This window comes from Propionicimonas paludicola, from assembly GCF_002563675.1.
In the GTDB taxonomy this organism is placed as follows: domain Bacteria; phylum Actinomycetota; class Actinomycetes; order Propionibacteriales; family Propionibacteriaceae; genus Propionicimonas; species Propionicimonas paludicola.
In genome coordinates, this window is the sequence record NZ_PDJC01000001.1 from 1,158,313 (window position 1) to 1,172,104 (window position 13,792).

General features: G+C 68.3%; 11 protein-coding genes and 2 tRNA genes. 9 read left to right on the forward strand and 4 right to left on the reverse strand.

Annotation, left to right across the window (positions count from 1 at the left end; translation table 11 throughout):
* Window positions 1–165: 165 nt before the first annotated feature.
* Together ATK74_RS05310 and ATK74_RS05315 are read left to right on the forward strand one after the other, a co-directional pair.
* Window positions 166–1,074, forward strand: coding sequence for a type IV toxin-antitoxin system AbiEi family antitoxin domain-containing protein (locus tag ATK74_RS05310; protein WP_098460062.1), 909 nt, complete (start codon window positions 166–168; stop codon window positions 1,072–1,074).
* A gap of 222 nt (window positions 1,075–1,296) precedes the next feature.
* Window positions 1,297–3,717, forward strand: coding sequence for an HAD-IC family P-type ATPase (locus tag ATK74_RS05315; RefSeq protein ID WP_098460063.1), 2,421 nt, complete (start codon window positions 1,297–1,299; stop codon window positions 3,715–3,717).
* Window positions 3,718–3,753: 36 nt separating this feature from the next.
* Here ATK74_RS05315 and ATK74_RS05320 read toward each other — a convergent pair whose 3' ends face one another.
* Together ATK74_RS05320 and ATK74_RS05325 are read right to left on the reverse strand one after the other, a co-directional pair.
* Window positions 3,754–5,001 carry a polysaccharide pyruvyl transferase family protein gene (locus ATK74_RS05320; protein ID WP_169923743.1) on the reverse strand — a complete coding sequence of 416 codons (1,248 nt, stop codon included), beginning with the start codon at window positions 4,999–5,001 and terminating at the stop codon, window positions 3,754–3,756.
* Window positions 5,002–5,161: 160 nt separating this feature from the next.
* Window positions 5,162–6,223 (reverse strand): 3-isopropylmalate dehydrogenase, encoded by a 1,062-nt coding sequence (locus ATK74_RS05325; RefSeq protein ID WP_098460065.1) that lies wholly within the window; start codon window positions 6,221–6,223, stop codon window positions 5,162–5,164.
* 69 nt (window positions 6,224–6,292) lie between these two features.
* On the opposite strand from ATK74_RS05325, the gene ATK74_RS05330 reads away from it, so the two are divergent.
* The gene (locus tag ATK74_RS05330) at window positions 6,293–7,378 is read left to right on the forward strand and encodes a branched-chain amino acid aminotransferase (protein WP_098460066.1); all 1,086 of its coding nucleotides are present in this window, start codon (window positions 6,293–6,295) and stop codon (window positions 7,376–7,378) included.
* A gap of 8 nt (window positions 7,379–7,386) precedes the next feature.
* On the opposite strand, the gene tpx is transcribed toward ATK74_RS05330, so the two are convergent.
* The gene (gene tpx / locus ATK74_RS05335) at window positions 7,387–7,884 is read right to left on the reverse strand and encodes a thiol peroxidase (RefSeq protein WP_098460067.1); all 498 of its coding nucleotides are present in this window, start codon (window positions 7,882–7,884) and stop codon (window positions 7,387–7,389) included.
* A 129-nt stretch (window positions 7,885–8,013) separates the two neighbouring features.
* On the opposite strand from tpx, the gene cimA reads away from it, so the two are divergent.
* Together cimA and ATK74_RS05345 are read left to right on the forward strand one after the other, a co-directional pair.
* A complete protein-coding gene (cimA, locus tag ATK74_RS05340) occupies window positions 8,014–9,597 on the forward strand; it encodes a citramalate synthase (protein ID WP_098460068.1) in 1,584 nt (527 codons plus the stop codon).
* 45 nt (window positions 9,598–9,642) lie between these two features.
* The gene (locus tag ATK74_RS05345) at window positions 9,643–10,257 is read left to right on the forward strand and encodes a hypothetical protein (RefSeq protein ID WP_143483571.1); all 615 of its coding nucleotides are present in this window, start codon (window positions 9,643–9,645) and stop codon (window positions 10,255–10,257) included.
* Here the strand turns inward: ATK74_RS05345 and ATK74_RS05350 are convergent.
* Window positions 10,254–11,537 (reverse strand): thymidine phosphorylase, encoded by a 1,284-nt coding sequence (locus tag ATK74_RS05350; protein ID WP_098460070.1) that lies wholly within the window; start codon window positions 11,535–11,537, stop codon window positions 10,254–10,256. The two genes, ATK74_RS05345 and ATK74_RS05350, sit on opposite strands and share 4 nt — an antisense overlap.
* Before the next feature lie 121 nt (window positions 11,538–11,658).
* Here ATK74_RS05350 and ATK74_RS05355 point away from each other — a divergent pair, with 121 nt between their 5' ends.
* The 4 genes from ATK74_RS05355 (at window position 11,659) to ATK74_RS05370 (ending at window position 13,776) form a co-directional block, all read left to right on the forward strand.
* Entirely contained in the window at window positions 11,659–12,459 is an 801-nt protein-coding gene (locus ATK74_RS05355) for a fumarylacetoacetate hydrolase family protein (RefSeq protein WP_098460071.1), read from the forward strand.
* 2 nt (window positions 12,460–12,461) lie between these two features.
* Complete coding sequence (locus ATK74_RS05360) at window positions 12,462–13,532, forward strand: CPBP family intramembrane glutamic endopeptidase (RefSeq protein WP_169923744.1); 1,071 nt, start codon at window positions 12,462–12,464, stop codon at window positions 13,530–13,532.
* Between the two features lie 46 nt (window positions 13,533–13,578).
* Window positions 13,579–13,650 (forward strand) — tRNA-Gln (locus ATK74_RS05365).
* A gap of 53 nt (window positions 13,651–13,703) precedes the next feature.
* Window positions 13,704–13,776: transfer RNA gene (locus tag ATK74_RS05370), tRNA-Glu, on the forward strand.
* The last annotated feature ends 16 nt before the right edge of the window (window positions 13,777–13,792 follow it).

Sequence of the window (13,792 nt, forward strand, 5' to 3'; positions counted from 1 at the left end):
CGGCAGCAAGAGTTGCCTTCGGTAGCGCGAACGGGGGGACGGGGGCGCGCGGCGCATAGGCCGGCGAACGGAAGTTCCGACTGGTCGTGTTGTCCATTTGCGTCGGTTGTTGTCCGTTGCCACGGTGCGCGCCTCCTGGACGGATGGGCACGCGATGCTGAGGACATGGAGGTGGCGAGGGCGGCTCAGCTCGCCGTTGAGGGTGCGGATCGGATGTCACTCACTCGGCAGGTGCGTGCCGGATCCCTGGTGCGGGTCCGGCATGGTGCCTATGCGTCCGAGCTGGGCGTGGACGCGATGGAGCGGCACCTCCAGCTCGTGGCGGCCACATGGCCGCTGCTCGGTGAGAGTGCGGTGCTCAGCCACTCCAGTGCTGCCGTGCTGCATGGCCTGCCGACCTGGGAGCGAGACCTGGCCAAGGTGACGGTGATTCGGCCGGAGGGCGGGCACGGTCGGGCGGGCACCTGGCTCCATGCCCGGCTCGGCGCGCTGGAGCCTGACCAGGTCTGCCAACTCCAGAACCTGCGAGTGACCAGCCTGGCTCGCACGGCTGTCGATCGCGCCTGCGGGTTGAGCTACGACAGAGCGGTGGCCACCCTGGACGCCGCGCTTCGCGCGGGTGTCCGGCGCTCCGAACTGGAGCAGATCGTGCGAGGGGCCAGGCGGCGTCACGGCGTTGGCGTCGCTCGGGCGGCGTTGGCCTTCGCCGATGGGGCTTCCGAGAGTGTGGGCGAGTCGATCAGCAGGGTGCTCATCGCGCAAGTCGGTCTCCCAGCGCCGTCTCTGCAAGTCGAGATCCGCGATCGAAGTGGTCGTTGGGTTGCCCGGTCCGACTTCGGGTGGCTGGAACAGAGAGTGGTCGGCGAGTTCGATGGACGTATCAAGTACCTCGGCGACGAGGCGTCCGTCGCCGACACGGTGATCCGGGAGAAGGCCCGCGAACAGGCGATTCGCGACGCCGGCTGGGTGGTCGTCCGCTGGACCTGGGCCGACCTGTCCGATCCGATTGGCTTCCGGCGCCGAGTCCAGGCGGCGTTCGACCATGCGCGAGGCCTCACCAACCCGGCGAGTTGAGCGCACACTGCCGGCTCCTGCGGTGCCTCACTCCGAACTCACACCGTTCCTGCTACCAATCGCAACTCCTGCTGCCGAGATTTCGGTAGCAAGAGTTGCATTCGGTAGCGAACGCGGGAGGCGGGGGACGGGGACCGAAGGCCGAAGTGAGGCCGGAACGGGGGTGAGGACCAGGGAGGTCACCGATTCGCGGAACTTGTCGCGTCTGGCAAGCTGTCGATCATGACGACGCAGGTGGCCCCGGTGGCCGGACTCAGCGGTGCCGAGGTTGCCGAACGAATCGCTGCCGGTCAGGTCAACACCCTGCCGCCGCGCTCGGGACGGACGACCTGGGACATCATCCGGGCCAACGTCTTCACCCGAATCAACTTCCTGCTGATGGTGCTGTTCGTGATCGTGCTCAGCACCGGCAGCTTGGGCAACGCGCTGTTCGGCTTCCTGATCATCATCAACTCCGGGATCGGTGCCTTCCAGGAACTGCGCGCCAAGCGCACCCTGGACAACCTGGCCGTGGTCGGCGAAGGCAAACCGCTGGTCCGCCGGGACGGGGTGGCTGCCGAACTGCCGCGCGACCAGGTCGTGCTGGACGACATCATCGAGATCGGCCCTGGCGACCAGATCATCGTCGACGGCATCGTGGTCGAGGCGTCCTACCTCGAGGTGGACGAGTCGCTGCTCACTGGCGAGTCGGACGCCGTGCTCAAGCAGCCCGGCGACGAGGTGATGTCGGGCAGCTTCGTGGTGTCCGGCGTCGGTGCCTTCCGCGCCACCCGGATCGGCCTGGAGTCCTACGCGGCCAAGCTCACCGCCGAGGCCAGCAAGTTCTCCCTGGTGAAGTCGGAGCTGCAGACCGCGATCAACCAGATCTTGCGGCTGGTCACCTGGCTGCTGATCCCGGTCGGGGCGGCCACCGTGTGGGTTCAGTGGACGCAGAACCCCGGGGCACCCTGGCAGGAGATTGTCCTGCGGATGTCCGGCGCTCTGGTGCCGATGGTCCCCGAAGGGCTGGTGCTGCTCACCTCGCTGGCCTTCGCGGTGGGCGTGATCCGGCTCGGCCAGCTGAACGTCCTGGTTCAGGAGCTGCCGGCCATCGAGGGCCTGGCCCGGGTGGACGTGGTCTGCGCCGACAAGACCGGCACTCTGACCGAGAACGGCCTGCAGTTCAGTCGTATCGAGCCTCTGGACGAGGCCGACTCTGCCCGGCTCGAGCAGGCTCTGGCCCAGGTGGCCGCCGCCGACCCTCGTCCCAATGCGTCAATGCAGGCCCTCACCCATGCGCTGTCGCCGGCCGCCGAGCCCTGGACGGTTGCGGCCATGGCGCCGTTCACCTCGGCCAAGAAGTGGTCCGGCGTCAGCTTCGCCGGGCAGGGCAACTGGGTGATCGGCGCCCCCGACGTACTGGCCGATCCCACCACTGCGGTGGCGCAGCGAGCCGAGGAGGTCGGCCTCAGCGGACGACGCGTGTTGCTGCTGGGCGAGTCGGACCTCCTGGTCGATGATCCGGCCGCGCCCGGCACGGTCACTCCCCGAGCCTTGGTGGTCCTGGAGCAGAAGGTGCGGCCCGAGGCTGCCGGGACCCTGGCCTACTTCGCCGAGCAGAACGTCGCAGTCAAGGTGATCTCCGGTGACAACGCGAAGTCGGTGGGGGCGGTCACCGGATCCCTCGGCGTCGCGGCGACCGAGGTGATCGATGCCCGGACGCTGCCGGACGACCCGGAGGAGTTCGCCGACCGGGTGGAGTCGGCCGGGGTGTTCGGCCGGGTCACCCCCCAGCAGAAGCGGCAGATGGTGGCGGCTCTGCAGTCCCGCGGACACAACGTGGCCATGACCGGCGACGGCGTCAACGACGTCCTCGCCATCAAGGACTCCGACTTGGGCGTGGCCATGGGTTCGGGCGCCGCGGCCACTCGCTCAGTGGCTCAGATCGTCCTGCTCAACGACGACTTCGCTACCTTGCCGCATGTGGTGGCCGAGGGCCGCCGAGTGATCGGCAACATCGAGCGGGTCGCCAACTTCTTCCTGACCAAGACCATGTACTCGCTGGTGCTGGCTCTACTGGTGGCGTTGTGGCGGCTGCCCTTCCCGTTCGTCCCGATGCACATCTCGTTCATCGGCTGGTACACCATCGGCATTCCCGCAGCGATCCTGGCCCTGGCCCCGAACGGGGAGCGGGCTCGTCCCGGCTTCTTGAAGCGCGTGCTGAGCTTCTCGATGCCGGTGGGCCTGGTGATCGGCCTGACCACCTTCGGGACCTATCTGGTCTCGCTGCAGTCGGTCACGGACGAGGCCAGCGCCACCCAGGCCAGCACGGCAACCCTGATCGCCGTGATGATCGCCGGTGGCTGGGCCATGATCGCCATCGCCCGTCCATATCAGTGGTGGAAGATCGCGATGATCGCCACCATGATCACGCTGGCCGTCCTGACCGTCTTCTGGCTGCCCGGCTGGTACGCCCAGATGCTTCCGGTGTGGCCCTGGCTGGCCACCGCAGATCCGCAGCTGGATCCCAGCAATGTGGCCATGAACCTCAACGCGGTCTGGTTCGGGCTGGGAGCCGCAGTGCTGGTCGAAGCGATGTGGTGGATCTCCGGACGAGTGACCGGGCTGCACCGCCGCGTGTTCGGCTCGCTCGGCGACCGCTGAGTCAGCCCAGCTGCCGGAGCCGACGAGGTTCCGTCGTCAGGACGTCCGAGTCCCGCCGCCCGCCGAGCCGCGAACCCGGCGGACGACTGTGCGTAGCGCCCGAAAGCCCTTGGCGGCGGTCGTGTGCCAGAAGTCGACGGCATCCGAGCGGACCACTTCAGGGAACCTGATCTGAGCCAGCCGGGCGTCGAAGTCGTCCTCTGCGACACCGTCCTGGTAGCGGTGCTCCAGACCTTGCTCGGACAGGAAGCCGGCCATCCGGCGCCAGCGCTCGGGATGGGCGGCCGCGGTGGTCGAGAGGTCGGTCTCTGCGTACAGCCGCTCGGCGTCCCAGCCTTTGGCGGTGCCGAGACGTCGATGTGGGAGCTGGTGATAGTCGGCCAACTCGGCGGTTCGCGAGTCATGGGTGAGGACAACAGCTGGAGTGCCCGCCAGCACAGCAGCGATGTTCCCGTGGATCCGGGTCCCGAACGAGAAGTCGAAGCCCGCCAGATGGTCGAGCCACGTGGGGACGTTCAGCGGGAAGTAGGTGCGTCCCGAGTGCAGCAGAGGATGATGCGCGTGCACCGGGGCCCCGTGCTTGGGCTTCAGCTCGGACTCGTACTCGCCGGCCAGCAGCAACCACAGGGTGCCGATGTCCTGAGCGGTGTAGGCCAGGTTCGGGTAGCGCCGATCGTGGTCGGCAACCAGCTCATCGATGCCGGCGGCGTACGGCGAGAGGTTGAGTGAGACTCGGCTGTGCTGCGAGAACTCGCCCAGGCGCAGCGTGGGCAAGTCGGGGCCGTAGAGGAACATCGACGGACAGCCGATCGTCTCGACGTCCTGATCTGCGAAGCCCAGCCGCTTCAGGTAGGCGGCGGTCTGCTCGCCACGGACGCCCACCCGCGGCGAGGTGCGCAGCACGGCCCGGACGAAAGCAGACACCTGCTCGCCGATGGCACCCACCGGCTCGCCGGTGGACGGGCGGATCTGAGCGTTCACGCCCAGGACGGTGACCGGAACCTTCAGCCCCTCGATCAACTGGGTGAGCCGTTCGAGCTCGGGCAGGAAGGCCTTGCGGAAGGCGTTGGCCAGGGGAATCACGACCGCGTCGTACTTCTCATTCACCTCCTCCGCACTGAGGTGGAACAGCCGGGAAGTCTCGATCTGGGTGGACGGGGTCGACAAGAGCCGGTGACTGGCGTGCGAGAACAGCAGGTTCCCGGCATTGTCGCCGATCCGGTTGCGCAGCAGGGTGTGCAGCGCGGAGTGGCTCTCGAAAGGGCTCTGATGGGCGCGCAGCAAAACGCGACGGTGAGCTCTGGGTGTCGTCGGTGTCACGGAGAGGTCCTTGAGATCAGGCTCGACTGGGTGGCACCGGCAAGGTCTTTTCCAGGGACGGTGATGCTGTCCTCTGGAGGAGGTGAGGGCTGTGGGGTGAAGCCCGACCCGAACCGGTTGGCGGCTACTTTAGCCGAGCGGCGATGTCATCGCCGATCACCGAGGTCGGACGCTTGGTCGCGCCACGCTCGGCCATGTCGGCATCGACTGCCGCCTCGATCCGGCGAGCATCGTCGGACCGGCCCAGGTGATCCAGCAGCAGGGCCATCGACAAGATGGTCGCGGTCGGATCGGCGATGCCCTGGCCTGCGATGTCGGGTGCCGAGCCGTGCACCGGCTCGAACATGGACGGGAACGTGCCGTCCGGGTTGATGTTGGCGGAGGCGGCCAGGCCGATCCCGCCGGTCACTGCGGCGGCCAGATCGGTCAGAATGTCGCCGAACAGGTTGTCGGTGACCAGCACATCGAAGCGCTGCGGATCCTGGACGAGCGCGATGGTGGCTGCGTCCACGTGCAGGTAGTCGGTGGTGACCCCGGGGTGCTCGGCGGCCACAGTCTGGAACAGCCGGTTCCACAGCCCGCCGGCGTTCACCAGGACGTTGTGCTTGTGCACCATGGTGACCTTGCCCCGGCGCTGCTCGGCGCGGACGAAGGCGTCCCGGATCACCCGCTCCACGCCGTGGGCGGTGTTGATCGAGACCTCGGTGGCCACCTCATAGTCGGTGCCGGCCCGGAAGGCGCCGCCATTGCCGCAGTACAGGCCCTCGGTGCCTTCGCGAACCACCACGAAATCGATGGGGCCGCGCGAGGTGACCGACTCGGCCAGCGGGGTGGGGACCCCGGGGTACAGCTTGGACGGGCGCAAATTCACGTACTGGTCGAACTCGAAGCGCAGCTTCAGCAGCAGCCCGCGCTCCAGCAGGCCGGACGGGATGGCCTTGGAACCCGGTGCGGCTCCCACCGCGCCCAGGATGATCGCCTGCGCGGCGGCCAGCTGCTCGAGATCGGCGGCCGGGAGCACCTCACCGGTGCGCTGCCAGCGCTCGGCGCCCAGATCGTGGTGGACGAAGTCGAAGGTGTCATCCCCGACGGTCTTGCACAGGACCTTCAGGCCTTCGGCCACGACCTCCGGGCCGATACCGTCGCCTGCGACAACTGAGATGACTGGCTTGGGAGCTTGGTTCACCCGCGCGAGGGTACTTGCCCCGTGGATCAGCGGCCAAGTCGTCTCACCGGCAGCGATAGCATTCGGGGCATGTCGCTGACCTATCCGCTGACCCGCAATCCCCAGCCCAAGACCCCAGACCAGGTGGCGTCCGTCCTGGCCGATCCGGGTTTCGGCAACTACTTCACCGACCACATGGCAGTAGCCACCTGGACGGCCGATGCGGGTTGGACCGACAGCGAGATTCGGCCCTACGGCCCCTTTCATATCGATCCGGCCGGCGCGGTGCTGCACTACGGCCAGGAGATCTTCGAAGGTCTGAAGGCCTACCGGCATGCCGACGGCTCGATCCATCTGTTCCGGCCCGAGGCCAACGCCCGTCGGTTGCAGACCTCGGCGGCCCGGATGATGCTGCCCAGCCTGGAGATCGAAGACTTCTTCACTGCGGTCACCGAGCTGGTCACGGTGGACGCCCACTGGGTGCCCGACGCGGAGGGGGAGAAGAGCCTCTACCTGCGTCCGTTCATGTTCGCCGATGAGGTGTTCTTGGGGGTGCGGGCCGCACAGCGGGTCACCTTCTCGGTGATCGCCTCCCCGTCGGGCCCGTACTTCGCCGGTGGGGTCAAGCCGGTCGACATCTGGGTGACCGACTCCTACGCCCGGGCCGGAGCCGGCGGCACCGGTGCGGCCAAGTGCGGCGGCAACTACGCCGCGTCTCTGATCGCCCAGTACGAGGGCTACCAGCACGGCTGCTCGCAGGTGTTGTTCATCGAGGCCAGCGGCAAGGACCGGGTCGAGGAACTCGGCGGCATGAACGTGTTCCTGGTCACCGCGGACGGCACGCTGATCACCCCGGCGCTGACCGGGACGATCCTGGAGGGAGTCACCCGCTCGTCGGTGCTGACCCTGGCAGGGGAGCTCGGCCTGACCACCGAGGAGCGCCAGGTCACTCCCGATGAGCTGTTCACCGGCATCCGCGAAGGGCGGATCACCGAGGCGTTCTCCTGTGGCACGGCCGCTGTGGTCACCCCGATCGGCAGCTTCCGGACGGCCGAGGGCGAGTGGCGGCTTCCGGAGAACGGACTTCCGGCCACCCTGGCGATCCGCAACGCCATCCTCGACATCCAGTACGGACGGGTGGCTGACACCCGCGGCTGGATGCGCCGAGTGGTCTGAGCTCCGGCTCAGGCCAGGGCGGCCAGCGCTGCGTCGTAGTTCGGCTCGGTGCTGATGTTGGCGACCTGCTCGGTGTGGCGAATGGTGCCCTCGGCATCGGCCACGATCACCGCGCGCGACAGCAGGCCACGCATCGGGCCGTCGACCAGAGTGAGCCCGTAGTCGGCGCCGAAGGTGCTGCGGAAGGTCGAGCCCGTGACCACGTTGGCCAGGCCTTCAGCCGCGCAGAACCGTGAGGCGGCCATCGGTAGATCTGCCGACACGCACAGCACCAGCGTGTCCGGAAGCCCGGAGGCCAGCTCGTTGAAGCGGCGGACGCTGGTTGCGCAGACCGAGGTATCAACACTCGGGAAGATGTTCAGGACCAGCCGTCGGCCGGCCGCGATCTCCGGTCCGAAGTCCACCAAATCGGCTCCGACAAGGCTGAAGGTAGGCAGCTGGAGGCCGACCTGGGGGAGTTCGCCGATGCTGTGGACGGTCTTGCCGCGGTGTTCCAGAGTTGCCATGGCCCAATTGTGCTCGCCGGATGGGAACGTCTGTGAGACGGTTTGTCTCAGGCCCTGAAACCTCGGCGTAACAGTCGCCGGGAAGGGCAAACTCCCTCGGGTATTTTCGCCAACAAGACAGGTTCACTGATGACGATCCCGCCAGCGGCGCCGGATACCTTCCACGTCTACGACACCACCCTGCGCGATGGTGCTCAGCAGGAAGGAATGCAGCTCACCGTCCACGACAAGCTGCGAATTGCGCGCTACCTGGATCAGCTCGGCGTCGGTTACATCGAGGGCGGTTGGCCGGGCGCCAATCCGAACGACACGGCCTTCTTCGCTGCGGCCGCCGAAGGCCAGCTCACTCTGCGCAACGCGACGCTGGTCGCCTTCGGGGCCACCCGCAAGGCCGGCACCTTCGCCGCGGACGATCCGCAGGTGCAGGCGCTGCTCGACGCCAAGACCGAGGTGGTCTGCATCGTGGCCAAGTCGCACGACGAGCACGTCCTGCGGGCACTGCGGACGACGCTGGCCGAGAACCTGGCCATGATCGCTGACACCGTCTCGCATCTGGTCGCCCACGGACGGCGGGTCTTCGTCGACGCCGAGCACTTCTTCGACGGCTACCGGGCCAACCCCGAGTACGCGCTCGAGGTCGTCCGCACCGCGGCCGACGCCGGTGCCGAGGTGGTCGTGCTGTGCGACACCAACGGCGGGATGCTGCCCAGTTGGATGGCCGACGTGGTCAGCGCCGCCGCCCAGATCGGGGTCGACCTGGGCATCCACTGCCACAACGACACCGGCTGCGCCGTGGCCAACACGGTGGCCGCCGTCGAGGCCGGCGTGATGCACGTCCAGGGCACCGTCAACGAGTACGGCGAGCGGACCGGCAACGCCAACTTGGTCACGGTGATCGCCAACCTGCAGCTGAAGTACGGCTGGCCGCTGGTGCCTCCGTCGGCGCTGGCCGAGGCCACCCGGATCACCCACGCCATTGCCGGGATCACCAACCTGCCACTGAGCAACCGGCAGCCGTATGTGGGCAGCTCGGCCTTCGCGCACAAGGCCGGCCTGCATGCCTCGGCCATCAAAGTGGACTCGAACCTCTACCAACACATCGATCCGATGCTGGTGGGCAACGACATGCGAATGCTGGTCTCGGACATGGCCGGACGGGCCAGCGTCCAGATGAAGGGCTCCTCGCTGGGCTACGACCTGTCCAACCGCGATCTGGCGGCTCGGATCACCGAGGCGGTCAAGGCCCGCGAGCTGGACGGCTACTCCTACGAGTCGGCCGACGCCAGCTTCGAGCTGCTGCTGCGCAGCGAGATGGGGCTGACTGATGAGTTCTTCGAAGTGCTGGCCTGGCGGGTGTTCACCACTCACGAGGTGAAGCCGGAGGGCGACTCCGAGGCAACCGTGAAGCTGCGGGCCAAGGGGATCTCGCACATCCTGGTCGGCGAGGGCCACGGTCCGCTGAACGCCCTGGACGTCGCGCTGCGCGGCGCGCTCACCCCGGCCTACCCGCAGGTGGACAACTTCGAGCTCACCGACTTCCGGGTCCGGATCCTCGACCAGGGCCACGGCACCGACGCCATCGTCCGCACCCTGATCGATCTGACCGACGGGGAGCGGACCTGGACCACGGTCGGGGTCGGCACCAACGTGATCGAGGCCTCCTGGGAGGCGCTCTACGACGGCTACCGCTGGGGCCTGCTCAAGCGCGACTGACCACCGGCCTGCCGGGCGGCGATGGGCTGGCCTAAGCTCGTCGTCATGAGCCTTGAACCGATGGACCGGGACGCTGCCCGGGCGCGCTTGCGCAGCCTGGCCGAGCAGGGCCTGATCGACCCGGCGAACCTGGACGCGCAGTTGGCCGCCCTCGATGCCGGGGATACGTCGGCGCTGGTGATGGCCCAGCAGGGCTATGCACTGGCCGGCTACCGCGAGGACGATCCGCTGGTGATCTCGGCCGGCTGGTCGAACCAGAGTCGGGACGGCAACTGGGTGGTGCCGCCGTACCTGGACGTCCAGGCCAAGGCGGCCAACGTCCGGCTGAACTTCCTGCAGGCGCAGGCCTCGGCACCGCTGATCCAGGTGGAGATCAGTGGGGCCATGGGCAATGTAAAGCTGATCGTCCCCGACGGCTGGGCGGTCAATGCCGACCGGCTGCGCGGCGGAATGGGCTCGGCCAAGATTCGGGTGCCCAACCAGCCCGCACCCGGTTGCCCGGTCCTGCTGCTGCGCGGATCGCTGGCCATGGGCAACCTCAAGGTGCGCTATGGCACTCGGGGTGAACTGCGTCGCAGCCAGCGTGCCCTGCGCGGCAGCGCGGCACTGTCCGAACGGGCTCTGGCCCGCCAACAGCGCCGCCTGGACCGTCGCGGCTAGCTGATCCGCTCCAGCACGATGTCGCCGCGAGCCACCGGCTCGGCGCTGATCTCGGCGGCATCGGCGATCGCCTGTACGGCTCGCTCGAGCCGCTCCGGAGTGTCGGTGTGCAGCGTGAACAGCGGCTGGCCGGCACTCACCCGATCTCCGACACTGGCATGCCAGGTGACGCCGGCCGCGGCCTGCACCGGATCGCCCTGCTTGGCCCGTCCGGCACCCAGTCGCCATGCGGCCAGGCCGACGGCCATGGCGTCCAGCCTGGTCAGGTAACCATCGGCGGCCGCTGGGATCACCTCGGTGTGCCGGGCCACCGGCAGCGGGGCGTCCGGGTCGCCGCCCTGGGCGCGGATCATGGCCTTCCAGGTGTCCATGGCCTTGCCGGAGTCGAGCACCTGGGCCGGGTCGGCGTCGATGCCGGCGCAGGCCAGCATCTCGGTGGCCAGGGCCAAGGTCAGTTCGCGCACATCGGACGGGCCGCCGCCGGCCAGGATCTCGACCGACTCGGCCACTTCCAGGCCGTTGCCGGCCGTGCGGCCCAGCGGGGTGTCCATGGCGGTGATCAGGGCCACTGTGCGCACTCCGGCGGCCTTGCCGATCTCGACCATTGTGCGGGCCAGCGCCTGGGAGTCCTCGCGGCGCTTCATGAAGGCGCCGGCGCCGGTCTTCACGTCCAGCACCAGCGAGGCGGTGCCCTCGGCGATCTTCTTGCTCATGATCGAGGCCGAGATCATCGGGATCGACTCGACCGTGCCGGTGACGTCCCGCAGTGCGTAAAGCTTCTTGTCCGCCGGGGCCAGCCCGGAGCCGGCCGCGCAGATCACCGCGCCGACGTCCTCGAGCTGGGCGAGCATCTCGTCATTGCTCAGCGCGGCTCGCCAGCCGGGGATGGCTTCCAGCTTGTCCAGGGTGCCGCCGGTGTGGCCCAGGCCGCGTCCGCTCAACTGGGGGACGGCCGCGCCGCAGGCGGCCACCAGCGGGGCCAGCGGCAGAGTGATCTTGTCCCCGACGCCGCCGGTGGAGTGCTTGTCGACGGTCGGACGGCTCAGGCGGGCAAAGCTCATCCGCTCGCCGCTGGCGATCATGGCGTTGGTCCAGCGGCTCAGTTCGTCGGGGTTCAGCCCGCGGAAGAAGATCGCCATGGCCATTGCGGCCATCTGCTCATCGGTGACGCTGCCGTGGGTATAGGCGTCGATCAGCCAGTCGATTCCGGCCTCGGGCAACCGGCCGCCGTCACGCTTGAGCCGGATCAGTTCCACTGCGTCGAATGCTGCGCTAGTCACCGATGCACCCTAGCGTCCCGGGCGCCCGGTTCGCCTGCTCGGGCGGCAGTTGCCGCGCCCAGGACGTCTCGGCGAGCCCGGACGCGTGCGTGGGCGGTGAGCCCGGCTCTAGGGTGACGCCATGCGTATTGCGCGATTCGTGGCCGGAGCAGAACCGGCGTACGGCCTGGTTGAGCTGGCCGAAGATGACGGACCCAACCCGGAGACCATCTCGGTGATCACCGGCGACCCGCTGGCCGGACCGGTGCGCTACACCGGAGAGCGGCTGGCCCTGGCCGACGTCCGGCTGGTCGCACCGGTGATTCCGCGGAGCAAGGTGATCGGGGTTGGACGCAACTACGCCGAGCACGCCGCCGAACTGGGCAACCAGGTGCCCACGGCGCCGCTGCTGTTCGGCAAGCCGAACACCGCGGTGGTCGGGCCGGGGGAGCCGATCATTCGTCCCGTCGAGACCAGCGATCTGCATTACGAGGGCGAACTGGCCGTGGTGATCGGACGGATCTGTCGCCGAGTGCCGCCGGAGCGGGCCGCCGAGGTGATCTTCGGCTACACCATCGGCAATGACGTGACCGCGCGGGACCTGCAGGCCAGCGACGGTCAGTGGACCCGGGCCAAGGGTTTCGACAGCTTCTGCCCGATCGGTCCGTGGATCGTTACGCATCTGAGCCTGGAGGAGGCCGGACGCCTGGAGATCTCCACCACCGTGAACGGCGAGCCCCGTCAGCAGGGGAACACCTCCCAGATGGTCCGCTCGATCGCCGAGCTGATCGCCCAGGTCTCGGCTTTCACCACCTTGTTGCCCGGTGACGTCCTGCTCACCGGGACACCGGCTGGGGTGGGTCCGATGGAGCCGGGCGACACGGTCGCGGTCAGCATCTCCGGGATCGGCACCTTGTCGAACCCGGTGGTGGCCGAGGAATGAGCGTGGCGCAGGAGAGGTCGGGCTGGCTCAGCCGGTTCGTCCGCTACGAGCCGCGTCCGGGGGTGGAGTACCCCGGGGTGCTGGTCGTCGACGACCCGTCCCGGACGCCGCTGCGCGCGCTCGCTCTGGGCGTCGGCGGCGGCATGCTCTCTGTGTTGGGTTTCCTGTGGCTGGCTGCGCTGGTCACCGGCGGGCTGGCCTGGCTGTTCTGGACGGCGTCCGGATCGCCGGGGACCTTCTTGGACTACTACACCTCGGCAGTCGGCGGTTTCAGCGATCCGCTGGGGATCGTGGCCGGCCACCTCGGCCTGGCCATGGCCATTCCGCTGGCCTGCGCCATGGTCTTGTTCGTCCACCGATTCCACCCGCGCTGGCTCAACTCGGTCCAACCCGGCTTCCGCTGGCGCTACACCTTCGTGGCCGGCCTGGCCGCACTGGTCGTGATCGGTGGGGTGTGGCTGCTGTCCCGGCTGGGCCAGCCCTGGCAGTTCGCTCCTCAGCAGCCGATGTGGGCTTTCCTGGCCGCGATCCTGCTTACCGCGCCGCTGCAGGCCGCGGCCGAAGAGTACCTGTTCCGGGGGTATCTGCTGCAGGCGCTCTACTCGGCAGCCCCCAACCTCAATCGTCCGCTGTTGTCCGCTGACGCCGCCGGCGAGGGGGCCGGCCGGGTGGCGCTGTGGCTGGCCCGCGGCTACCAGCGCTGGTTCGGCGTGATCGGCTCGGCGCTGCTGTTCGCGATCCTGCACACCCAGAACCAGGGCCTGGCCGGGTTCCTGCACCCGTTCACCTTCGGACTGCTGGCCGGCTGGCTGGTCATGCGCACCGGCGGGCTGGAGGCGGCCATCGCTGCGCACGTGGTGAACAACCTGATCGCCTTCGGCTACGCGACGCTGTCGGGGACCATGTTCCAGGCCCGGCATCCGGGCGAGATCGGCTGGCTCGAGCTGGGCTGGAACCTCCTTGGATATGCACTGTTCGCCGTAGTGGCAGTGCGTCTGGCGGACCGAATGAGGCTCGCCAGGACCACTCCGAGGGGCCGGTTTGGTGGCCCAGCTACCCATCCAGTAAAGTGATCCCTCGCTGGCCCTTCGGGGTCAGCGAGTCCATGTGAGTGGACAGTGGGGTATGGGGTAATTGGCAGCCCGCCGGATTCTGGTTCCGTCAGTCTAGGTTCGAGTCCTAGTACCCCAGCGCAGTGATGATTCGCTGAGCTGGATGCAGTTAGGTTAGTCTTCACCGAGCTTGGCCCCGTTGTGTAGCGGCCTAGCACGCCGCCCTCTCAAGGCGGTAGCGGGGGTTCGAATCCCCTCGGGGCTACGTATGGCAGATCCCG